This window comes from Gordonia sp. DT101, assembly GCF_049844895.1.
GTDB lineage: Bacteria > Actinomycetota > Actinomycetes > Mycobacteriales > Mycobacteriaceae > Gordonia.
Genome location: NZ_JBNCLX010000003.1, coordinates 619,872 through 642,120, shown reverse-complemented (window position 1 = coordinate 642,120; position 22,249 = coordinate 619,872). Strand labels below are relative to the sequence as shown.

The 22,249-nt window shown below is 67.0% G+C and carries 22 protein-coding genes; 14 read left to right on the top strand and 8 right to left on the bottom strand.

The window, feature by feature from the left end; translation table 11 throughout:
• Positions 1–33: 33 nt before the first annotated feature.
• Positions 34–1,062 carry an enoyl-CoA hydratase/isomerase family protein gene (locus tag ACLQ3I_RS14270; protein WP_425802622.1) on the top strand — a complete coding sequence of 343 codons (1,029 nt, stop codon included), beginning with the start codon at positions 34–36 and terminating at the stop codon, positions 1,060–1,062.
• On the opposite strand, the gene ACLQ3I_RS14265 is transcribed toward ACLQ3I_RS14270, so the two are convergent.
• The 5 genes from ACLQ3I_RS14265 to ACLQ3I_RS14245 all read right to left on the bottom strand — a co-directional run bounded on the left by ACLQ3I_RS14265 (position 1,028) and on the right by ACLQ3I_RS14245 (position 5,274).
• Positions 1,028–2,281: an ABC transporter permease gene (locus ACLQ3I_RS14265; protein ID WP_425802620.1), complete on the bottom strand. Its 1,254-nt coding sequence runs from the start codon at positions 2,279–2,281 to the stop codon at positions 1,028–1,030. The two genes, ACLQ3I_RS14270 and ACLQ3I_RS14265, sit on opposite strands and share 35 nt — an antisense overlap.
• Positions 2,278–3,183, bottom strand: a complete 906-nt coding sequence (locus tag ACLQ3I_RS14260; protein ID WP_425788921.1) for an ABC transporter ATP-binding protein — start codon at positions 3,181–3,183, stop codon at positions 2,278–2,280. Before ACLQ3I_RS14260 ends, ACLQ3I_RS14265 begins: the two co-directional genes overlap by 4 nt.
• On the bottom strand, positions 3,180–3,770 hold the full coding sequence (locus tag ACLQ3I_RS14255; protein ID WP_425802618.1) for a hypothetical protein: 591 nt from the start codon (positions 3,768–3,770) through the stop codon (positions 3,180–3,182). Before ACLQ3I_RS14255 ends, ACLQ3I_RS14260 begins: the two co-directional genes overlap by 4 nt.
• A complete protein-coding gene (locus ACLQ3I_RS14250) occupies positions 3,767–4,066 on the bottom strand; it encodes a helix-turn-helix transcriptional regulator (RefSeq protein ID WP_425788918.1) in 300 nt (99 codons plus the stop codon). Before ACLQ3I_RS14250 ends, ACLQ3I_RS14255 begins: the two co-directional genes overlap by 4 nt.
• 71 nt (positions 4,067–4,137) lie before the next feature.
• Positions 4,138–5,274 carry an NAD(P)-binding domain-containing protein gene (locus ACLQ3I_RS14245; RefSeq protein ID WP_425788916.1) on the bottom strand — a complete coding sequence of 379 codons (1,137 nt, stop codon included), beginning with the start codon at positions 5,272–5,274 and terminating at the stop codon, positions 4,138–4,140.
• 35 nt (positions 5,275–5,309) lie between these two features.
• Between ACLQ3I_RS14245 and ACLQ3I_RS14240 the strand changes: the two genes are divergently transcribed.
• From ACLQ3I_RS14240 to ACLQ3I_RS14230, 3 genes are all read left to right on the top strand, one after another.
• Entirely contained in the window at positions 5,310–6,041 is a 732-nt protein-coding gene (locus ACLQ3I_RS14240; protein WP_425802615.1) for an enoyl-CoA hydratase, read from the top strand.
• A gap of 151 nt (positions 6,042–6,192) precedes the next feature.
• Positions 6,193–7,923 (top strand): purine-cytosine permease family protein, encoded by a 1,731-nt coding sequence (locus ACLQ3I_RS14235; RefSeq protein WP_425788912.1) that lies wholly within the window; start codon positions 6,193–6,195, stop codon positions 7,921–7,923.
• Between the two features lie 71 nt (positions 7,924–7,994).
• Positions 7,995–9,104 (top strand): XdhC family protein, encoded by a 1,110-nt coding sequence (locus tag ACLQ3I_RS14230; protein ID WP_425802613.1) that lies wholly within the window; start codon positions 7,995–7,997, stop codon positions 9,102–9,104.
• 135 nt (positions 9,105–9,239) lie between these two features.
• Here the strand turns inward: ACLQ3I_RS14230 and ACLQ3I_RS14225 are convergent, their stop codons facing one another.
• Positions 9,240–9,863: a TetR/AcrR family transcriptional regulator gene (locus tag ACLQ3I_RS14225; protein ID WP_425788909.1), complete on the bottom strand. Its 624-nt coding sequence runs from the start codon at positions 9,861–9,863 to the stop codon at positions 9,240–9,242.
• Positions 9,864–10,051: 188 nt separating this feature from the next.
• Between ACLQ3I_RS14225 and ACLQ3I_RS14220 the strand changes: the two genes are divergently transcribed.
• The 3 genes from ACLQ3I_RS14220 to ACLQ3I_RS14210 are packed head-to-tail and all read left to right on the top strand — an operon-like array spanning position 10,052 to position 14,014.
• The gene (locus tag ACLQ3I_RS14220; protein WP_425802610.1) at positions 10,052–11,233 is read left to right on the top strand and encodes an MBL fold metallo-hydrolase; all 1,182 of its coding nucleotides are present in this window, start codon (positions 10,052–10,054) and stop codon (positions 11,231–11,233) included.
• Positions 11,230–13,737, top strand: a complete 2,508-nt coding sequence (locus ACLQ3I_RS14215; protein ID WP_425802607.1) for an HAD-IC family P-type ATPase — start codon at positions 11,230–11,232, stop codon at positions 13,735–13,737. Before ACLQ3I_RS14220 ends, ACLQ3I_RS14215 begins: the two co-directional genes overlap by 4 nt.
• A gap of 13 nt (positions 13,738–13,750) precedes the next feature.
• Entirely contained in the window at positions 13,751–14,014 is a 264-nt protein-coding gene (locus ACLQ3I_RS14210) for an Rv0909 family putative TA system antitoxin (protein WP_425802604.1), read from the top strand.
• Here the strand turns inward: ACLQ3I_RS14210 and ACLQ3I_RS14205 are convergent.
• The gene (locus ACLQ3I_RS14205; RefSeq protein ID WP_425788901.1) at positions 14,005–14,616 is read right to left on the bottom strand and encodes a DNA-3-methyladenine glycosylase; all 612 of its coding nucleotides are present in this window, start codon (positions 14,614–14,616) and stop codon (positions 14,005–14,007) included. The genes ACLQ3I_RS14210 and ACLQ3I_RS14205 overlap by 10 nt on opposite strands.
• On the opposite strand from ACLQ3I_RS14205, the gene ACLQ3I_RS14200 reads away from it, so the two are divergent.
• Both ACLQ3I_RS14200 and ACLQ3I_RS14195 read left to right on the top strand, forming a co-directional pair.
• Positions 14,594–15,031 (top strand): type II toxin-antitoxin system Rv0910 family toxin, encoded by a 438-nt coding sequence (locus ACLQ3I_RS14200; protein WP_267627796.1) that lies wholly within the window; start codon positions 14,594–14,596, stop codon positions 15,029–15,031. The genes ACLQ3I_RS14205 and ACLQ3I_RS14200 overlap by 23 nt on opposite strands.
• A gap of 24 nt (positions 15,032–15,055) precedes the next feature.
• The gene (locus ACLQ3I_RS14195) at positions 15,056–16,876 is read left to right on the top strand and encodes a substrate-binding domain-containing protein (RefSeq protein WP_425788899.1); all 1,821 of its coding nucleotides are present in this window, start codon (positions 15,056–15,058) and stop codon (positions 16,874–16,876) included.
• Between the two features lie 276 nt (positions 16,877–17,152).
• Here ACLQ3I_RS14195 and ACLQ3I_RS14190 read toward each other — a convergent pair whose 3' ends face one another.
• Positions 17,153–18,043: a LysR substrate-binding domain-containing protein gene (locus ACLQ3I_RS14190; RefSeq protein WP_425788897.1), complete on the bottom strand. Its 891-nt coding sequence runs from the start codon at positions 18,041–18,043 to the stop codon at positions 17,153–17,155.
• 76 nt (positions 18,044–18,119) lie between these two features.
• On the opposite strand from ACLQ3I_RS14190, the gene ACLQ3I_RS14185 reads away from it, so the two are divergent.
• From ACLQ3I_RS14185 to ACLQ3I_RS14165, 5 genes are all read left to right on the top strand, one after another.
• A complete protein-coding gene (locus ACLQ3I_RS14185) occupies positions 18,120–19,343 on the top strand; it encodes an acetyl-CoA C-acetyltransferase (RefSeq protein WP_425788895.1) in 1,224 nt (407 codons plus the stop codon).
• A complete protein-coding gene (gene pcaD, locus ACLQ3I_RS14180) occupies positions 19,340–20,110 on the top strand; it encodes a 3-oxoadipate enol-lactonase (protein WP_425802601.1) in 771 nt (256 codons plus the stop codon). The genes ACLQ3I_RS14185 and pcaD overlap by 4 nt, the downstream gene beginning before the upstream one ends.
• A complete protein-coding gene (locus ACLQ3I_RS14175) occupies positions 20,107–20,913 on the top strand; it encodes a CoA transferase subunit A (protein WP_425802598.1) in 807 nt (268 codons plus the stop codon). Before pcaD ends, ACLQ3I_RS14175 begins: the two co-directional genes overlap by 4 nt.
• A 9-nt stretch (positions 20,914–20,922) precedes the next feature.
• The gene (locus ACLQ3I_RS14170; protein ID WP_425802595.1) at positions 20,923–21,582 is read left to right on the top strand and encodes a 3-oxoacid CoA-transferase subunit B; all 660 of its coding nucleotides are present in this window, start codon (positions 20,923–20,925) and stop codon (positions 21,580–21,582) included.
• A gap of 221 nt (positions 21,583–21,803) precedes the next feature.
• Positions 21,804–22,091 (top strand): GIY-YIG nuclease family protein, encoded by a 288-nt coding sequence (locus tag ACLQ3I_RS14165; protein ID WP_425802592.1) that lies wholly within the window; start codon positions 21,804–21,806, stop codon positions 22,089–22,091.
• The last annotated feature ends 158 nt before the right edge of the window (positions 22,092–22,249 follow it).

Sequence of the window (22,249 nt, the reverse complement as noted above, 5' to 3'; positions counted from 1 at the left end):
TCGCCATTGCGACTCCGCATTAGGCTGACACCCGTGATCGCGACTCCAGACCCGGTTGTCGCCGACATCTCCGACGATGTGGCGTGGGCCCGTCTCGCATGGTCGTCGGACCGCCACGTCGAGTCCGTCCGGATCGGATTCACGTCCGGGTCGCTCCCGACGGTGGACTGGGCGGTGCTCGGCGAGCGATGCGACGTCGTCTATGCCGCTCCCGAGGCCGAGGGGGTGCACCGATCGGTCGTCGGGACCGTCGAACCCGAAGCGGCCGCCCACCGACTCGCCGACCACGTCGCCCGCAATCCGCAGGCCGCGACCACCTTGGCCGCCGTGCTCCGGACGGGGACGCAGGTGTCGGTCCGGCAGGCGCTGGACATCGAGTCGTGGGCGTACTCGACCTTGCTCGGCGGAGATGAGTTCGCGGCGTGGCTCACCCGGCGAGGTCCGCGTCCGCTGCCTCCGGCGCCCCGGGGTGTGCCGGTGATCGTCGATCGCGATGCCGGCCGGCTCACGATCGGTTTGAACCGGCCGGAGCGCCGCAACGCTTTCGGCGCGGCCCTTCGGGATGCGCTCGTCGAGTCGCTCGACGTCGCGGTGCTCGACGAGACGGTCACGGAGGTCCACCTGCGCGGCGCGGGTCCGGTCTTCTGCGCGGGCGGCGATCTCGACGAGTTCGGGACCACGCCGGATCCGGTGATCGCCCATTTCGTCCGCACGGCCGGCGGGGCAGGCGTCCGCCTTGCGGAGATCGCCGACCGGACAACGGCTTTTCTGCACGGCGCGTGTGTGGGTGCGGGCATCGAACTGCCCGGCCTGGTCGGTCGGGTGGTGGTCGATCCGGGAGTTGTGATCCGCCTGCCCGAGGTGGGCATGGGTCTGATCCCGGGTGCCGGCGGTACGGTCGGCATCCCACGACGGATCGGCCGCTGGCGGGCCTTTCATCTCGCGGTGGACGGTGGCGCCATCGGAGCGGAGACCGCCCTGCGGTGGGGACTCGCGGATGAGATCGCCGATGTCGTGCCCGTCGACGTCAGCGGGCCAGGGACATGGCCTCGGACCACTTGACGCGGGTGCCGGTCCGCAGGATCGACCGCTGGTAGATCCGGGATGCGAACCAGGTGGCGGCCGCGCAGGCGAGCACCATCAGTGCGAACGTGACGACGACCTGGAACGTCGAGGTGTCGCCGGTGGCAATCCGGACCGGCATCAGCGCCGCGCTGAACGGTGGTATCCAGGTGAGCACCTGGATCAAGGTGGAGTCGAGGGCCTGGATGCCGAAGATCCCGGAGTACATCACCGCCATCGCCAGGATGGTCAGCGGAGCCGAACTGGCGTTGAGTTCCTCCTGGCGGGAGACGAGCGCGCCCGTCGCCGCGTAGAGCGTGGCGAAGAACAGGAAACCCAGTACGAACCAGGCGATCACCGCCGCGAACATCCCGATCGCAGCCCCCGGGATCGTCAGCAGCCCGGTCATCCGACCCGCGATCACTGCGGTCGCGCCGAGCAGCAGGACCTGCGCCATCGCGATGGCGCCGATGCCGATGATCTTGCCCCACAACAGGTGCAGTGGCTTGATCGTTGCGAGCAGCAGTTCGACGACCCGTGATGTCTTCTCCTCGACGACACCGACGGCGACCATCGACCCGCCCATCATGATCGCGGTGATCAGCAGGATGGTGCCGACGAGCGCGATCACGATGCGTTGTCCCTCGTCGGGCTTGTCGGGAGTGGTCTGTTCCACGGTGATCGTCGCGCGGGGGAGCGATGCGGCGTCGACGCCCCGTTCGGCGAGCGAACTGGTGAGGCCGACCTGCTCAACCGACGACCGCAGAACACCGTCGAGAGTGGGGCTCAGCCCGCTCTCCGAGACCGCGACATACGCGTTCGGTGAGGTACCCGGCAGGAGGGCGGCGGTGAGATCACCGTCGGCCGCCCGGGCGCGGGCGTCCGCCGCCGAGGCAACCGGAACCACATCGACCGAAGTGCCGGTTGCCGAGCCGAACTCCTCGATGGTCTGCGAGAGTGCGGCATCCTGGCCGACGACGCCGACGCGATCGGCGTCGTCACCGCCGCTCAGCGCCGACCAGACGATGGCGCCGACGATGATCACGATCATCAGCAGACCGGTGCTGATCAGAAACGACCGGGTCTTCGCGCGGGTCGCGATCTCTCGTTCGGCGACCAACCAGATCGACTGCACGGCACCGGCACCACCGGCACCACCTGACCCGGACCCGGTTGATCCGGCGCGCTCGTGCGGGGGGCGTGAAATGGGGGAGTTCATGCGGAGACCACCTCTCGGAACAGTTCGGTCAGGGAAGGGGTCGACGTCGCGAAGCGGTGGACCGGACCCACGCGCAGAGCCGCGCCGAGGATCGCCTGGTCGTCTGCGACAGCCGGGTCGAGCCGCAGCGTCGTCAGGTCGATGTCGGTGTCGTAGTCGGCCTGCTCGACGCCGGCGATGCCGTCCGCCCACCGGGTCCGGGCCGACGGCCCGGCGACCTCCAGCGTCACGCCTTCGCGTGCACGGAGATCGTCGACCCGGCCCAGTGCCCGCATCTGGCCGCGCGCGACGATGCCGACCCGATCGCAGAGGCGTTGGACGAGATCGAGCTGATGGGAGGAGAAGATCACCGGGATACCCTCGGCCGCCTTCTCTTTGAGCACATCGCTCATGACGTCGACCGCCACCGGGTCCAGCCCGGAGAACGGTTCGTCGAGCACCAGGACGCGGGGATCGTGGATGAGGGCCGCCGCGAGCTGGACGCGCTGCTGATTGCCCAGGCTCAGATCGCCGACATCGTCGTTCACCCGTTGCTCGACCCCGAGCCGGGTAGTCCACCGGTCAACGCTCTCGCGGGCTGCGATGGACGACATCCCGTGGAGTCGGGCGAGGAACACGAGCTGTTCGCCGACCTTCATCTTGGGATAGAGCCCGCGCTCCTCGGGCATGTACCCGATGCGCCGACGCGTCTGCAGGTCGATCGGATGATCGCCGAGGCTCACGCTGCCCGCATCCGCGGCGAGGACCCCGAGGATGATCCGCATCGTGGTGGATTTGCCCGCGCCGTTGCTCCCGACGAATCCGAATATCTCACCGGGTGAGACCTGAAAGGTCATGTCCTGCAGGGCGATCAGTTTCCCGTATCGCTTGTGCAGTCCGTCGATGATCAGCGGCCCGTTCATCCGTGGCTCCGTTCTGTCTCGCTGGTGATGAGGTCTTCGGGGTCGGGATCGTTCATCCACCAGGCGGTGAGCATCGTCGGGAGTACCACCGCGATCACCACGAGGGTGATGAGCAGAATGGCGGTGCCGTACACCGATTGGCCGCTCACGCTGTCGTTGGTGCCCAGGATGATGAGGATCAGGTACGGGATGAACATGAGCGAGTAGAGAACGACGAACCCGATGGACCTCGCCGAATTCCGTTGGGCGAGCTGGATCTCGTCGAGCGCAGGTACCGGGGTGTCGGCGATCGATCCGGTCACGATGCGGAGCGCGTATTGCACGGTGCAGGATCCGACCACCCCGACGACGAACGGGATCACGAACCACATTGTCGCGAAAGACATCACGGCACCGGCGAGGGTCACCACGAGGGCGGACACCTGGAGCAGGACCAGTCGTCGGGCGCCGCGACGAGTGCGCCACGAGTTCAGCGCGCCCGCATGCTTCTCGTTGAAACGGAGATGACGCCCGGCCCGCCACTCGTCGTAACGCCGCCACAGGGCGGGGGTCGCGTCCTCCGGGATGGCCGAATTGGGGTCCCTCATCGTGCTCCTCCGTGATCGGGTTGTCGGTCGTCGGTGACCCGCGGATACAGTTCGGCCGACATGGCCCCGAATTCACGGCGGCTGAACACGGCCTCGACGGGCAGGTCGAAGACGGCGCAGATACGGAACGCGAGGTCGAGGCTGGGGTAGTTGTCGCCGCGTTCGAGGGCGCCTACGGACTGGACGTTGATGCCGACCAGTTCGGCAAGGTGTGCCCGCGACATCTTCCGCTCCGCGCGCAGGACGCCGATGCGATTGAAGATCGGGAGCTTCTCGCCTCTCCTGACAGGGCTCACCTACGCAATTGTTAGGAAAACACAACAGAATGTCAAGGTCTCCCGCGAACGTCGATCAACCGATCAACCGATCAACCGATCAACTCCGCGACGTTTCGCGCCGCCGCGCGGCCTGCCCGATTGGCTCCGATCGTGGATGCCGACGGCCCATAGCCGAGGAGCTGGATCCGTGGCTCCGCCGCGACGGTGGTGGCCAACCGGCCGGTCATCGTGATCCCGCCGCCGGGTCCGCGAAGGTGTAGTGGAGCGAGATGGTCGAGCGCGCTGCGGAATCCGGTGTTCCAGAATATGACGTCGACGTCCAGGGTGGCGTCGCCGCTCGTGGCCTCCACCCCGCAGTCCCAGCACACGCCGGTCTCCGTGATCCGGGTGAACATCGGGCGCCAGGCGAGGATGCCGTCGTCCTGCGCGGCCCGGATCGCCGGAGTGAGGGCCAGTCCGGTCACCGAGACGACCGACGTCGGTGGCAGGCCGGCCCGGACACGTTCGTCGACGCGGGCGACCGCCCGTCGGCCTTTGTCCGGATCGAACGGGGTCGGGTCGAACACCGGCTCGGTCCGGGAGCACCAGAACGTCTGTGCCCCGGGTGCCCTGCGGGCGATCTCGATGAGCAACTGGATCGCCGAGATGCCGGCCCCGACCACGAGCACCCGTTTGCCCGCGAACTCCTCGGGCCCGACGTAGTCATGCGTGTGCAATTGGCGGCCACGGAAGTCGCCGATCCCGGGAACATGCGGGACGAACGGGCGTTCCCAGGTGCCCGTCGCGTTGATGATCGCCCGGGTGGTGATCGTCCTCCGGTCGCGGAGAGTCGCGACAAAGCCGTCGTCGCCCGACTCGGCGTCGAGGCGCTCGACCGAGCGGACATCGACCGGCCGATGTACCCGCAGGCCGAACTTCTGCTCGTACTTACCGAAATATTCCGGGACGGCGGTCGCGGCGGGAAACGTCTCGCAGTCGCGTCCGAGTGCCTCTACGAGCCCGTATCCGGGCAGGTCGTGGACGCGATTGGCCGCAGCGAGTGTCAGCGTCGGCCAGCGGAACTGCCATGCCCCGCCAGGCCCCCGGGCGTGGTCGAGGAGCTGATAACGGTCGTCGAGTGAGAATCGCTGCAAGAAGTACGCGGCCGACAACCCGGCCTGCCCGCCCCCGATCACCAGCACGTCGCAGTCGTCTCGGATGTCGCTGTCGTTGTCGGGAGCACCCACACTGGGCAGTCTGTCACCTCGGTAGGCTTCGGCACATGATTCACTCGTCTGCAGAAGGTGCAGTGGTCAGCATCGAGCTCGACCGCCCCGACAAGCGCAACGCCCTCGACGAGACCATGGTCTCTGAGCTCTCGGAGGCATTCGCCGATGCGGTGGACGGAGGAGCGCGGGCGATCGTCCTCACCGGGAGGGGGCCCGTCTTCTGTGCCGGCGCCGACCTCTCCGGTCCGGTGTACGACCCGGCGTTCCTGGACAAGCTGGTGACGACCCTGCAACAGATCGAGGCGACACCTGTCCCGGTGATCGCGGCGTTGAACGGCTCAGCGCTCGGCGCGGGACTGCAGCTCGCGATGGCGGCGGACCTGCGCGTGATGGCTCCCGATGCGATGGCCGGTATTCCCGCCGCGAAGATCGGTGTGGCGGTTGATGAATGGACGATCAAGCGGTTGGCGTCGCTGGTCGGGACCGGCCAGGCAGCGGGCATGCTCATCGGATGCGATCCGCTGTCCGCGGATCGTGCCCATGCACTCGGTTTCGCCAACCGCATCGGCGATCTGACCGACGCCCGACACTGGGCTTCCGTCATCGCCGATCTGGCGCCGCTCACCCTCCAGCACTACAAGCTGGTCCTCAACGGTGACGGTGCGCGCGATGAGCCGCCGTCCGATCGGTTGGCCGCGATGATGCAGGCCTGGGAAAGCGACGATCTCGCGGAAGGTCGTGCCGCACGGGCGGAAAAACGCACTCCGAACTTCAGCGGACGCTAGGGAATTCGGACAAAACGGTCTCTCCGTCAGGTCGGGATGGGAGTTTTCGTGTCCGAAACATTCCGGTCAAGTGATCGAAATCGCCCGTTTCTACCTTCACCCAAGGTGTCCTCCGGTCCGGAGTGCGCACGAAACCTGGTGAGGGAGCGGTATGTCGAATGAGTCGGTCCACGACGGGGTCGGGGGGTTCGCCGACCAAGTCGGTGATGTGGAGAAGGCCGAGGGGGGAATCATCGCCACCGGCCCGCAGGCCGCGGCCATGCGCGAGACACTTGAGGATTACACCCTCCGGTTCGCGCCACGCAGTTATCGCAAGTGGGGGCCGGGCGTCGTCGCCATCTCGGCACTGGGCGGCATCGCCTATCTGGCCGACTTCGCCATCGGGGCGAACGTCGGCATCGCGAACGGCACCGGAAATGCGCTGCTGGGCATCGGATTCTTCGCAATCGTGATCGTCCTGACCGGGTACCCGCTGGCCTTCTATGCGGCCCGCTACAACATCGACCTCGATCTGATCACGCGCGGAAGCGGATTCGGATACTACGGGTCGGTGCTGACGAACGTGATCTTCGCTTCGTTCACGTTCATCTTCTTTGCCCTCGAGGGGTCGATCATGGCGCAGGGCCTCGAATTGGGGCTGCACATACCGTTGTGGATCGGCTACCTCCTGTCGTCCGTGTTGATCATCCCGCTCGTGATCTACGGGATGAACACGCTGGCGAAGCTACAGGTGTGGACGACCCCGCTGTGGCTGATCATGATGGTGCTGCCGTTCCTGTACCTCGTGATCAAGCATCCGGATGCCATCGGCGACTTCTTCGCCTTCAGTGGTGTCGACTCCAATGGCCAGCCCCTGGGCAAGGGAGTGAGCTTCGCCGGGACGATGCTCGCTGCCGGTGTCTGTCTCTCGCTGATCGCCCAGATCGCCGAGCAGATCGACTATCTCCGATTCATGCCGCCGCGCACCCCGGAGAACTCGCGCAAGTGGTGGATCGCCACCATCACGGCCGGTCCGGGCTGGGTCTTCTTCGGTGCCATCAAGCAGATCGTCGGCCTGTTCCTGGCCGTCTACCTGATCGGGATCTCGGTCGACAACGCCGGCATCGCGAACCAGCCCGTGCATCAGTTCGTGGAGATCTACCAGGACTTCCTACCGCACTGGCTCGCTCTGACGCTGGCGGTGATCCTGGTGGTCATCAGCCAGGTCAAGATCAACGTGACCAACGCGTACTCCGGCTCGCTGGCATGGACCAACAGCTTCACCCGCGTCACCAAGACCTATCCGGGACGACTCGTCTTCCTGTTCTTCAACGTCGCGATCGCCATCGTTCTGATGGAGTCCGACATGTTCAGCTTCCTCAACAACCTGCTGAACTTCTACGCCAACTGTGGTATCGCCTGGGTCGTCGCGGTGGCGTCGGACATCGCGATCAACAAGTACCTGCTGAAGATCTCGCCGAAGCAGCCGGAGTTCCGGCGCGGCATGATCTACAACTTCAACCCGGTCGGCTTCGTGTCGCTGATCGTCTCGGCGGGTGCGTCGATCCTGGTCTACTTCCACGTCTTCGGCGACACCATCCAGCCGTACTCGCCGCTCGTCGCATTGGTGCTCGCCCTGGTGCTGCCGCCGATCATCGCGCTCTCGACCAAGGGCAAGTACTACCTGCGTCGCACCGACGACGGCATCGACATCCCGATGTACGACGAGCACGGCAACCCGACGCACGAAAAGCTGATGTGTTGCGTCACGGGGATGGAGTTCGAGCGTCCGGACATGATCGCGTCCGCCGTCCCGGGCCCGGACGGGGAGAAGCAGTACATCAGTTCGTTGGCGTTGTCGTGCGACAAGACCGGTGAGCACGTACTGCCCGCGCAGACGTAACGCGTTCGTGGTCGACCGGGTTCGGGAGTTCGTGCCGAGCCCGGTCGACGTCGGTCTGGGAGAATGACGAGATGCGAAATCTCATCCGCGTGCTGCTGGACCGTCTCGCCGACGGTCCGGTGGCGCTGGCGCGGGTCGTCGCGACGAGTGGCCCGGCGCCTCGCCGACTCGGTGCGGCGATGGCGGTCACCGCGGCCGGTGAGGTGATCGGTTCACTGTCGGGGGGATGTGTCGACTCGGCCATCGTGCAGTCGGCGCGCGACGTACTGGACACGGGATGTGCGGTCGGCGAGCGCTTCGGTCCCACGGACCTCGACGACGTCGCCATCGGCCTCACCTGCGGGGGAGAGATCGAGGTCTTCGTCGAACGGATCGATGCGGGTCACGTGGCCGATCTCACCGATCTGCTTGCCGCGATCACCAGCGGCCGGCCGGTCGCGGTGGCGACGACGCTGACCGCGCAGCCGCTCTGGCGGGTGAACCACGGTGACGCGATCGAGCGGTGGCGCGAACTCGACGAGGACATCGCCGACCTGCTCGACGCCGGGCGAAGTGGGATCGTCGGCGTCGACGACACCGAGATGCCGCTCGGTTGCGCGGCCGGCAGACCGCGGACCTTCGTGCAGACCTTCGCATCGCCGCGTCGCCTGATCGCGGTCGGCGCCAACGAGTTCGTCCGCGCCCTCACCACCACGGCGAAGAACATCGGTTATCACGTCACCGTCGTCGATCCGCGTCCCGTGTTCACGACGGCGGCCCGGTTCCCCGATGCCGACGAGGTGATCGTGGACTGGCCGGACCGATATCTGGACGGCGAGATAGTCTCGGGTCGAACAGATTCCGCCACCGTGGTCTGCGTGCTGACCCACGACGTCAAGGTCGACGTGCCGATCCTGATGTCGGCTCTGCGGTCCGACCGGGTCGGGTTCGTGGGTGCCCTGGGTTCCCGGCGCACCCACACCGACCGGATCGCGCGCCTGATCGACGCCGGGCTCCCGCGGGACCAGATCGATCGGCTGCGGTCTCCGCTCGGACTCGACATCGGCGGCCACACCCCGTCGGAGGTGGCGATATCGGTTGTGGCGCAACTGATCTCCGATCGGAATGGTGGAAGCGGGCGGCCGCTGCGCGACATCGACGGACCGATCCACCGCATGTCGGAGGCTCCGTCCGCGGATTGAGTGGCACGGAGCGGGATAATCCCTGGCCAGGGTTCCTCGGACTGCACAGGCAGATCCGCCTGCTGGTGACCTTCGTGGCTCCTGGTCTCCGCACGGCGGTTTCCGGCGGATGCACCGCCCCGGGACTCGGCCCGCTCAGTCCTCGACGACGTAGGTCATCAGCGCGGTCACCACCAGTTCGATGATCTTCGCGATCGCCACATCGTCAGAGGTGCTCAGATAGGTGAGGGTGATGGTGTTGGTGGCGGCGATGATCACCGGGCTGAGATCGGAGACCGGCTCCTTCCATCGCACACCCGCGCGCTCGGCCGCGATCTCCAGGCCGATGCCCGCCACCTCGTACAGTCGGCCGTACATCTCCTTGCCGACCTCCTGCAGCTCCGCGTGATTGTGCGCGTAGATGCCCAGTGAGATGGTGGCCTGCATCCGGCCGGGATCGGCCTTGAGCAGGGTGTAGAAGCCCTCGAGGTGTGCCTGCGCGTTCTTGCGCATCGCCTCACGCCCGCGGCCTTCCGGATCCGCGGCCATCGGCAGGATCGCCTCGAGCATCCGGCTGATGTCGGAGGGCACGGCCGTCTCCATCACCGCGCAGAGCAACGCAGTGCGACTGTCGAACGCGTAATGGAAACTGGCGAGCGGCATGTTCGCGTGCGCGCAGATGCGACGCGTCGTCGCACCTTCGACACCGTGATCGGCGATCACGCGATATGCGGCTTCGATGAGCGCCGACCGACGCTCCCCGACAGACATTCTTGCCAACGAGGACTACCCCCAAGACCGCATGTGACCTGCACATGTATGGTGACGTGTTCGCCGAAGCCTATCAGTGCGAATCGGGCAACGAACGTGAGATGGGCGGGTCCGCCGCGTCGGGACGGTTCGTCGAGACGATCAACACGTCGGCGTCGCGGCCCGTCCCAGAGTCGGACGGCACTATCCTGAGTCCCGTGACCTCGACTATCAGCCGGACCGGCGCAAATCTGGCACAGCGTGCGGCCTCAACTCTCTCGACGGTAGGGCTGGCGACGGCCAATGCGGTCACGGGCGGACTGGCCAGACGTGGACTACCCGCGGCACGCGCCCTCGGCGCCGACGCCGAGGAGATCCGCCGGTTCACGGCGGCGTCGGCGCGGCAACTCGACGGGGTGTTCAGCAATGTCGAACAGGCCGAACCCGCGGTCGACGCCGACTTCCGGGTGTTTCTCGATATGGCGCGGCGACCCGGCCGGCCGCGTCGGCCGATCCCGGTCCTGAGACCCGAGTTCGCGGATGAGGTGCGTGCCCTGCACGCCACCTGGCTGGGGCACGCCTCGGTCCTGGTCGAACTCGACGGGGTACGCGTGCTGACCGATCCGGTGTTCAGCCGACGTTGTTCACCCGCCAAGGCAATCGGCCCGGCCCGCATGCATCCCGCACCCGCCCAGGTCGCCGACCTGCCGCCCATCGACGTGGTCCTGATCAGCCACGACCACTACGACCACCTCGACATGCCCACCGTGGTCGACCTCGCCGCACGGCAGCCGGGTGTCCGCTTCGTCGCCCCGATCGGAGTCGGTGCCCACCTCATGTCCTGGGGGATCGCGGCGGACCGGATCGACCAGATCGACTGGTGGGACGACCACACCCTGTCTTTCGTTCGCGGCGACCTGACGTTCACCTGTACCCCCGCCCGACATTTCTCCGGGCGATCGCTGACCCGCAACCTGACGCAATGGGCGAGCTGGGTGGTCGCAGGACCCACCCACAGTTTCTTCTTCTCCGGTGACACCGGATTCTCTGAACAGTTCGACGAGGTCGGGATGCGGCTCGGCGGCGTCGACCTCACGCTGGTGGCGGTGGGCGCCTACGATCCCGTCTGGCCGGATGTCCACGTGAACCCCGAAGAGGCGGTTCGGGTGCACCGGATGGTGACCGGAGATCGCGTGCGCGACGCGGTGATGATCCCGATCCATTGGGGGACGTTCAATCTCGCCCGCCATTCGTGGGGCGACCCCATCGCCCGGCTGCTACCGGCCGCGGCAGACAACGCGACGACGGTGATCGTTCCGCCGCCCGGCGGTTCGATCGATCTCCTGACCCGGTCCGGCACCGCACTCGACGACCCGGCGTGGTGGGAGGCCTCCGCGTGACCCAGGTGACCGCCGGACATCCCGGTCTCACCGCGGCAGAGGTCGCACAACGGGTGGCCGACGGCCAGGTCAATGATCTTCCGGACCGGTCCGGGCGCTCCGTCGCCGACATCGTGCGGGCCAACGTGTTCACCCGGATCAACGCGATCCTCGGGGTGCTGTTCGTGATCGTCGCTTCCACCGGCTCGCTGATCAACGGCCTGTTCGGCCTGCTGATCATCGCGAACAGTGGCATCGGCATCATCCAGGAGGTTCGTGCGAAACGGACCCTGGACAAGCTGGCGATCGTCGGCCAGACCACGCCGATGGTGCGTCGCGACGGGGAGGTGGTCGCACTGTCGCCGAACGAGATCGTCCTCGACGACATCATCGATATCGGTGCAGGCGATCAGGTCGTCGTCGATGGCGAAATGGTCGAGGCGATGGCTCTCGACGTCGACGAGTCACTGCTCACCGGGGAGGCCGACCCGGTCGACAAGACGTCGGGGGATCAGATCCTGTCCGGGAGCTTCGTCGTCGCGGGCTCGGGTGCTTATCGGGCCACCAAGGTCGGTGCCGAGGCCTACGCCGCACAACTCGCGTCGGAGGCGTCCAAGTTCACCCTGGTCTCCTCGGAACTGCGGTCGGGGATCGACCAGATCCTCAAGGTGATCACTTGGCTGCTGATCCCGGCGGGCATCCTCACCATCGTCAACCAGTTGTTCATCAGCGACAACGGGATACGCGCCTCACTACTGGGCATGGTCGCCGCCCTGGTGCCGATGGTCCCCGAAGGTCTGGTCCTGATGACCTCGATCGCGTTCGCCGTCGGCGTGGTGCGGCTCGGTCAGCGGCAATGTCTGGTCAACGAACTGCCCGCGATCGAAGGCCTGGCCCGCGTGAACGTGGTGTGCGCCGACAAGACGGGAACACTCACCGAGAACGGGATGCGGTTGTCGGAAGTGCGGCCGGTCGCCGGGCAGGCGCCGGCCGATCTCGGACCCGTCCTGGCGTCGCTGGCCGCCCACGACCCGCGCCCGAACGCCAGCATGCAGGCCTTGTCCGAGGCCTATCCCGAGCCGCCGTCGTGGACGCTGGTCACGGTGGAGCCGTTCACGTCGGCCAAGAAGTGGAGCGGAATGTCGTTCCGCGACGACACCGACGGTGAGGACATGGGCAACTGGCTGGTGGGTGCGCCCGACGTGCTTCTCGATCCGGAGAGTGCCACCGCGCATCTGGCGAACGAACTCGGCTCGACAGGACTGCGGATTCTGCTGCTCGCGCAGACCGATGTGCCGGTCGACACCCCGCCCGCGCCGGGTGCCCACACCCCGGGCTCGGTCACCCCTGTCGCGCTCCTCGTGCTCGAGCAGCGGGTTCGGACCGATGCACGGGAGACTCTCGACTACTTCGCGAGTCAGCACGTCGACGTCAAGGTGATCTCCGGCGACAACGCGCGATCGGTCGGCGCGGTCGCGGCCTCACTCGGTCTGGGTTCACCGGAGACGTCGGTGGACGCACGCAGCCTGCCCGCCGACCAAGAGGAACTCGCCGAGATCGTCGAACGCGGCGTCACCTTCGGGCGGGTTCGTCCCGATCAAAAGCGGTCGATGGTCAAGGCGTTGCAGTCCACGGGCGACACCGTTGCGATGACCGGAGACGGTGTCAACGACGTGCTGGCGCTCAAGGACGCCGATATCGGGGTGGCGATGGGATCGGGGAGTTCGGCGGCGCGCTCGGTCGCGCAGATCGTGTTGCTCGACAACAGGTTCGCCACCTTGCCCTATGTCGTCGGCGAGGGTCGCCGCGTGATCGGCAACATCGAACGGGTCTCCAACCTGTTCCTCACCAAGACCGTCTACGCGGTGCTGCTGGCATTGTTCGTCGGTATCGGCGGACTGGTGGATCACCTGTTCGGTGCCGGTTCTCTCAGCTACCCCTTCCAGCCGATCCACGTCACCATCTCGGCGTGGTTCACCATCGGTATCCCGGCGTTCGTACTGTCGCTGGCACCGAACAATGAACGAGCCCGGCCGGGATTCGTTCGACGGGTCCTGTCCCAAGCGGTGCCCAACGGCATCATCGTCGGACTGGCCGCCTTTGTCACCTACGTCATCGTGAACCCGGGTGGGGCGGGTGTCGAGATCGGGAGCAAGGACTCGGTCGACCTCAGTCCTCTGCAGACGCAGGCGGCGACCGCGACCTTGATGACCCTGATCGCCGTCGCGCTGTATGTCCTGGCGGTGGTCGCGCGGCCGTACAACTGGTGGAAGGCGATCCTGCTCGGGGTGTCGGTCGGCGCGTATGTGCTGATCTTCCTGTGGCCGTGGACTCAGGACCTGTTCAAGCTGGACACGTCGAATGCGCAGATGATGTCGGTCGCCGCAGTGTCGGCGGCAGTGGGCATCGCCGCGGTCGAGGTGGTCTCGCGGATGGTTCCGCGGGTCGTGGCGGCGCGCGATCAGCGCCGGGCCGATGCCGCGGATCCAGTCGACGACGGGACTGCAGCGGGACGCCCGGACTGACTAGACTCGGAACATGGATCTCAAAGGACTGGTGGACAAGGCCAAGGCCGCGCTCAAGGGCAACCCGAACCTGATCGACAAGGGCGGCGACACGGTCAACAAGGTCACCGGCGGCAAGTACGCCGGTCACGTCGACAAAGCGCAGGACGCGGTCAAGAAGGCGGTCGGCTCGGATACCCCGAAGCCGGATACCCCGAAGCCGGAGAACCCGGCTCCATCCTCGAGTCCTGAACAGCCGAAACCCGAAGAGCCGAAGCAGAATCCGCCTCAGGCGTAGGGTTCGCCCCGGGGCTCGGCCCGAGCATGCCGCCGATACGACGACACGCTCGGATCGGCAGCGATCCAGAATCGCCACGGCACATCGGCGGCACGTCGGACGCCGACACGTGGTCCCACGCTGATCGCTGCCGACACCACCGGTCCTGATCGGTCGAGGCTGACCGGCCAGCCGTCGTCGACGTCGCTGTCGAGGTCGTCCATCGTGATGCCGAGCGCGCGGGTGAGATTTCCCGGTCCGCGCGCCAACGACACGTCGTCCTTGGCGGTCGGGCGCCGTGTCCGGGCCAGATCGAGCCCGTCGACGATCTCGCCGGCGCGGATCAGGACGGCCGATCCCTGTTCGGTGGGTCCGGTCACCACATTCGCGCAGAAGTGCCCGTGAATCCGATAAACGTAGAGCCGCCCGGGCGGGCCGTACATGATCTCCGACCTGCGGGTGCGGGTGTACGCGTGCGATGCCGGGTCGTCGCGACCGCCGTACGCCTCCACCTCCGTGATGCGGGCGGCGACGCCGTGCCCGATCAGAACGGTGCCCAGCAGCGCTCGCGCGTAGTCGCTGACGCTAGGCTCACTCACCATGGCCAAGACTAGTGACTCCATCGATGTGGACCTGTCTGTCGAAGATACCTGGGCCGCGGCGTCGGATCTCACGCGCTACACGGAGTGGCTGGTGCTGCACGACGGCTGGCGATCGGCGGTTCCGGCGGCCGACGAACTCGGCGAAGGGGTTTCTCTCGCATCGGTGGTCAAGGTCAAGGGGACCCGCATCCGGTTCGACTGGACGATCGAGAAGTACCGTCCACTGGAGCAGGTGCGGTTGAAAGGCAACGGCAAGGGCGGCGTGAAGGCCAAGCTCGACCTGGGCATAGCGCCCACCGATTCGGGTTCGACAGTGACCTTCACTGTTGATCTCGGCGGTTTGCCACTGATCGGGCCGGCCGGCAAGGCAGCGGCCATGGCGGTATCCGGGGATCTGCGGAAGTCGTTGACGACCTTCCGTGAGGTCTTCGGCTAGACGACAAAACAGGGGGAGACGGCGATGGGGCGTCACAGTTCGGGCGGTGACCGCCCGGAGTCGGGAGAAGGTCGTAAGCGGCCGGAACCGGGAGCGGGGCGAGATCGACAAGGCTCGGGCGCGGAACGAGTGTCGCGCACCGGGCCGATCGACATGCCGGCGAGCGGTCCGATCGAGCGGCAGTCGGCTCGGCGGGGTTCCGGCGACGATTTCGGGTTCGAGCACCGGCGTGCGTCGACGGGTCGCCGGGCAGGCTGGCTCTGGGGTACTGCCGCGCTGATCGTGGTGGCCGCCCTGGTCACCGGCTTCGTGTTGTGGCGGACAGGCGCCGTGGGCTGTGCCGATCGGAAGACCATCTCGGTCGCCTCGGATCCCTCGATGACCAGTGCGTTGCGCACGGTCACCCAGGAAGCATCCGAGGACTCCTGTTACGACTACGACATCAACGGCGTGGCCGGCGCACAGGTGCCCGGTCAGTTGACCAGCGGTGACAAGGCGCCCGACCTGTGGGTCGCCGACTCGCAGATCCAGGCCCGCCGGGTCACCACTCAGGTGCGCCGTGATCTGAACATGGTGTCGCCGTCGATCGCATCCTCACCGACAGTGGTGGCGGGGAAGTCGGTGCCGCAGTTGAACAGCTGGGTCGACGTGATGAAGCTGCAGGATCTGCGGACCGGCAGCCCGATCGACACCAGCACCGGCGACGCACCGATCGTGGGTGCGCTGGCGGAGGAGAACGCCGGGAACCTGTCGGACAAGCAACTGACCGCGGCGATGACGGTGCTCGCCGTGCAGCAGAACAACGCGCGCCTGGCCAACGACAACGAGGGCACCCGCCTGAACTTCGCGAACACGACCGCGGTCCCGGTGGTCACCACCGAACAGCAGTACCTGCTGTTCACGCGAACGCATCCAGGGTCAGAGCTCAAGGCGTCGGTGCCCGCCGACGGCACAGTGATGCTCGATTACCCGATGGTCAACACGGCGAGCGCGGCCCGAAGTGACACTGCGGCCAAGGCCGGCAAGGAGCTTGCCGACAGGCTCGCGTCGTCGGATGGGCAGAAGACGCTCAACGAGTCGGGGTACCGCAATCCCGATGGTGCGGCGTTGCCCGACGGCGCCGGGATCGGTGAGGTCAAGAACCTCGAGCTCAAGGATCCATCGCAGGTCGACCGGGCGATCCGGCAGTGGCAGGTGCTCGGCGTGCCGATTCGGACGCTCGTCGTCGAGGACACCTCGGGTTCGATGGCCGCGCCGGCAGGTGACCAGACCCGTGCCGATCTGCTCATCGATGCGTCGATGACCGGTCTCACCCTGTTCCCCAACAACGCCATGGTCGGTGGATGGGCGTTCGGCATCGACAAGGGCGGCCCCGATCAGGACTGGAAATGGATGTCCCCGATCCGGCGTCTCGACGCCTCGGCCGTCGGTGGCGGAACGCACCGTCAGGAACTGGGGCGGGCGGTCCGTCGTGGTCTCGCGCCCTCTCAGCTCGGTGGCGGCACAGGCCTCTACGACACCACTCTCGCGGCGTTCAAAGAGGTGCAGAACAGCTACGACCCGAACTACTCGAACTCGGTCATCATCATGACCGACGGGCAGAACGAGGATCCGAACAGCATCAGCCTCGACGAGTTGCTCTCGCAGCTGAAGGAACTCGAGGATCCGGCGCGCCCGGTCCTGGTCCTGACGATCGGGATCTCCGAGGATGCCGACACCGAGGCGTTGAAGGAGATCGCCGACGTCACCCCGGGCGGCACCACGTACGTGGCTCAGACGCCCGAGGACATCAAGTCGGTGTTCGTCGATGCGATCCAGGCGCGCGTCGCCGCGGCCGGCCGCTGACCAAACTCGGGCAGTGCGGTCGTTACGTCCGGGAATCCGCGGTCAGTCCGTTCGACCGCTCGGGCGATCCGACACATCGACTCCGCCGCGCGGTCGCAGTTCTGGCGCGTTCACACCGACGCGTGCCTGGGCTGGTGTCCGACCCCGACTGACCCGACCCCGACTGACCCGACCCCGACTGACCCGACCCCGACGTGGCCGCCGGGACCGCCCGCACGATGGGCGACATTCTGCGTCCGATCGACGGGAAACTGCGCCCGGTCGGAGGGGTTTGCGTCACTCGTCGCGCGCGACCCGCCGCAGGACCGCCAGCACTTGTTCGATCATCGGTGACGGATCGCCGGCGGGCCGCGCGACGGCGAGATCGACCGGCGCGACATCGGGGGCCAGGGGCAGATACCGCACCCCCGCGACGCCGAGCGCAGCGGTGGGTTCGGGGACGATCGCCACGCCCAGCCCGGCGGCGACCAGAGTGACGAGTGTCGACGTCTCGGTGACTTCGTGCCGGATCGCAGGTACGAATCCGGCCGACGCACAGATCGTCGCGACGATCCCGTTCATCACCGATCGGCCGTGCCCGGCATGCACGATGAACTCCGCGTCGCGCAGTGTGTCGACGTGGACTGTCGCATCCCGCCAGCGACGGTCGCCCTCGGGTATCGCGACGAAGAGCCGGTCTCGCCGGACGGTCTCGACGACGATCTCCGTGCCACCCGCGGGTGGCCGTAGCAGTGCCAGGTCGATCTCGCCGGATGTCAGCGCCGACAGCTGTGCAGGCGCCAACATCTCGCCGCGCACGCTGACGTCCAGATCTGGCAGGTCCTCGCGGAGCGCGCGGACCAGCCGGGGGAGTAGCGAATAGGTCGCCGACCCGACGCAGCCGATCGCCAAGGTGCCCTGCCGGCCTTCGGCGACGCGTTGTGCCTGCAGCCCCGCCACGTCGACAGCATCGAGGATGGCCTCCACCCGCTCCAGGTAAGCCGTGCCTGCCGGCGTGAGTTCCACGCGCCGGGTGGACCGCACGAAGAGGGTCACACCGAGTTCGGCCTCGAGTTGCCGGATCTGCTGCGACAGGGGCGGCTGCGCGATGTGCAATCGCTCCGCGGCACGGCCGAAATGCAGTTCCTCGGCGACGGCCCGGAAATACCGGAGGTGTCGGAGTTCCATGATTGAGACCTTACGCATATCACTGAGCGCGAAATAAATACTTCTCAATATCGGATGACGTTCCTATCGTGGACGTATGAGTACCGGATCCGACGTTGTCATCTGTTCCCCGTTGCGCACACCGGTCGGGCGCATGGGTGGCGCACTCGCCTCGTTGACCGTGACCGACCTCGCCACCGGTCTGCTGCGGGAACTGGCCTCCCGAACGGGTCTCGGCGAAGGCGACATCGACGACGTGATCCTCGGCCAGGGCTATGCCAACGGCGAGGCCCCGGCGATCGGCCGGATCGCCGCGCTCGACGCCGGGCTGGGCACCGGTGTCCCCGGCATGCAGGTCGACCGGCGCTGCGGTTCCGGGCTGCAGGCGATCCTCAACGGCGCCGCACAGGTTGCCACGGGTGGCGCAGGCCTGGTGGTGGCCGGCGGCGCCGAATCGATGTCGAACGTCGAGCACTACGCGCTTGGGTTGCGGACCGGAATCCGGCAGGGCGGCGTCGAACTGATGGACCGCCTCGACCGTGGTCGCCTCACGGCGGGCGGCGACAGCCATCCCGTGCCCGGCGGCATGATCGAGACCGCCGAGAACCTCCGTGCCCGGTACGGCATCAGCCGCGCGGAGCAGGACGAACTCGCCGTGCGCTCTCACCAGCGTGCGATCGCGGCGCACGAGGCCGGTCGCTTCGCCGACGAACTCGTGCCCGTGACGGTCCCCGGTAGACGCGGGAAGCCGGACGTGGTGGTCGAACGTGACGAGCATCCCCGTGCCGATGCCTCGGTGGAGTCGATGGCTGCCCTGCGACCGATCCGACTGAAGATCGACCCCGAGTCCACCGTGACCGCGGGCAACGCTTCCGGCCAGAACGACGGCGCCGCCATGTGCGTCGTCACGACTCGTGACGAGGCGGCTCGTCGAGGTCTCGAACCGATGCTCGCGCTGACGTCATGGGCGGTCACCGGATGTGAGCCCGAGGTCATGGGAATCGGTCCGGTGAACGCCACGGCCGCTGCGCTCGAGCGGGCCGGCCTCACCCTCGACGAGATCGACCTCATCGAACTCAATGAGGCCTTCGCGGCCCAGGCTCTTGCGGTTCTCGCCGAGTGGAAAGTCGATGCGAACGATGATCGGCTGAACCCCAACGGTTCCGGGATCTCCCTTGGCCACCCGATCGGCGCCACCGGTGCCCGCATCCTCGCGACGGCCGCCCACGAGGCACGTCGTCGCGATGCCCGCCATGTGTTGGAGACGATGTGCATCGGCGGCGGTCAGGGCCTGGCCGCGATCTTCGAGGTGATCCGATGAGCGCCGTCGACGTCGAGGCGGTGGTGTCCGGCCGCACCGATGGACCCGTTGTGGTGCTGTCGAATTCGCTCGGCTCCACCTACCGCATGTGGGACGCTCAGCTCGCGGCCCTCGAGGAACGATTCCGGGTCGTCCGCTACAACACCCGCGGGCACGGTGCATCGCCGGTACCGCAGGGGCCGTACACGATCGACGATCTCGCCGACGATGTGATCGCGCTGCTCGACCGGTTCGACGTCGAACGCGCCCACGTGGTCGGGCTCTCGCTCGGGGGCATGACGGCGATGCGTGTGGCGGTTCGCAACCCGGAGCGGGTGCACGCGCTCGGACTGCTGTGCACCGGCGCGCAGCTCACCCCGTCGTCGGCGTGGACCGACCGGGCGGCAACCGTCCGCGCGCAGGGGAGCGCGGCAGTCGCGGAAGCCGTTGTGCAACGGTGGTTCACCCCGGAGTACCTGACCGACCACCCGGGCTCTCGCCGCCATCACGAGGCAATGGTGGCCGATACCCCTGCCGAGGGATACGCGGGGTGTTGCGAGGCGATCGCGGTGATGGATCAGCGCGCGGACCTCGCGTCGATCACCGCGCCGACCCTGGCGATCGCCGGCGCCGACGATCCGGCTACGCCGCCGCCGAAGCTCGAAGAGATCGCCGACACGGTCAAGTCCGGCCGACTCCTGATCGTCCCGCAGTCGGCGCACCTCGCCAATGCCGAGCAACCCGAGATCATCACGCCCGCACTGATCGAACACCTGGAGCAATCATGAGCATCGACAAACTGGCCGATACGGCCGCCGACGCCGTCGCCGACATCCCGGCCGGCGCCAGCCTCGCGGTCGGCGGGTTCGGCCTCGCGGGTATCCCGTGGTTCCTCATCGATGCGCTGCTGGAACAGGGCGCGGCGCAACTGACCGTCGTCTCGAACAACTGCGGCGTCGACGGTGCGGGCCTCGGGCTCTTGTTGGAGGCCAGGAAGATCGACAAGGTGATCGCCTCCTACATCGGTGGGAACAAGGAGTTCGGCAGGCAGTTCCTGGCCGGTGAGGTGACCGTCGAGCTCACCCCGCAGGGCACGCTCGCCGAGCGGATGCGTGCCGGCGGCAGCGGGATCGGCGCGTTCTTCACCCCGACCGGAGTCGGCACGCTGGTCGCCGACGGCGGACTGCCGTGGCGATACAACCCCGACGGCAGTGTCGCGCTCGCGTCGCCGCCGAAGGAGGTGCGTACGTTCAACGGCCAGGACATGGTCCTCGAGGAGGCCATCGTCACCGACTACGCGCTCATCCGCGCCGCCGTGGTGGACAAGGCCGGCAACTGCAAATTCCATGCGGCGGCACGTAATTTCAACCCGCCGGCAGCGATGTCCGGACGGATCACGATCGTCGAGGCGGAGCGGGTCGTCGAGGTGGGCGAGCTGGGCCCGGATGAGATCCATCTGCCGGGCATCTTCGTCAAACGGATCGTCGAGCTCACGCCGGAACAGGCCGCGCGTAAAGAGATCGAGCAGCGCACCACGAGGCCGCGCCCCGCCCAGACCGACGCCAACCCCGAACAGCCCGTTCTTTCCTAGGAGGACATCATGACCTGGACCCGCACCGAGATGGCGGCACGCGCGGCACGTGAACTCCGGCCCGGCGACTATGTGAACCTCGGTATCGGCTTGCCGACGATGATCCCAGACCATCTCCCCGACAACTCGGGTATCACGCTGCACGCGGAGAACGGCATCCTCGGTGTGGGGCCGTACCCGTACGACGACGAGGTCGATCCGGACCTCGTCAACGCCGGCAAGCAGACTGTGACAGTCCTGCCGGGGGCGTCGTTCTTCGACTCGGCAACGAGTTTCGCGATGATCCGCGGCGGCCACGTCGACGTCGCCGTGCTGGGCGGTATGCAGGTGGCGAGCAACGGAGACCTCGCCAACTGGATGGTCCCCGGTGCGATGGTCAAGGGTATCGGCGGCGCCATGGATCTGGTGAACGGCGCAGGCCAGGTCATCGTGCTCATGGAGCACACCACCAAGAAGGGCGATCCCAAGTTGATCGCCGACTGCTCGCTGCCGCTCACCGGCCGTTCCGTGGTCAGCCGCGTCATCACCGATCTCGGTGTGTTCGACGTGAACGGTACGGGATTCGACGTCGTCGAACTCGCGCCGAACGTCGACTTCGCGACTGTCGAGGCGAAAACCGGTGCGCCGGTGGTAGACCGGACGTCCGCGAACGAGCCCGCAAAGGTCTAGCGAGTCGGGCGTGGTCTCGATACGGCGCCTCGCTGCGCTCGGTGCCTACTCGACCAGCGGTGGTAGCCGCGCTGCCGCGGTCCCGCCGGTCGAGTAGCCGCGCTGCCGTCGTCCCGCTGGTCGAGTAGCCGCGAACGGAGTGAGTGGCGTATCGAGACCACTCGTGCCCGCCCTGTGGATGGATTTTCGTGGGCGCGTCAGTCTTGCCGCATAGTCACAACATGGCGGGTTACCTCTACATCCTCGAGTGCTCCGACGGCAGCTTCTATGTCGGGAGCACCAGGAACATTGATCTGCGGATGGAGCAGCACCACTCGGGACGAGGGGCGCGGTACACCAGCGGGCGGTTACCCGTGAAGCTGGTCTACCACCGGGAGTGTGAATCCATCGGTGAGGCATATGCACTCGAAAAGCGCGTGCAGGATTGGTCGAGAGCGAAGCGGCTCGCATTGATCACCGGGCATCTGAACGATCTGCCGGAGCTCGCACGCAAGAAGTGGCGTTCGTGACGGCGTGGTCTCGATACGGCGCCTCGCTGCGCTCGGAGCCTACTCGACCAGCGGTGGTGGTGGTGTTTCGCCGGTCGAGTAGCCGCGGTGGGGTCGTCGGCTGCCGCTGGTCGAGTAGCCGCGAACGAAGTGAGTGGCGTATCGAGACCAAGTCGACC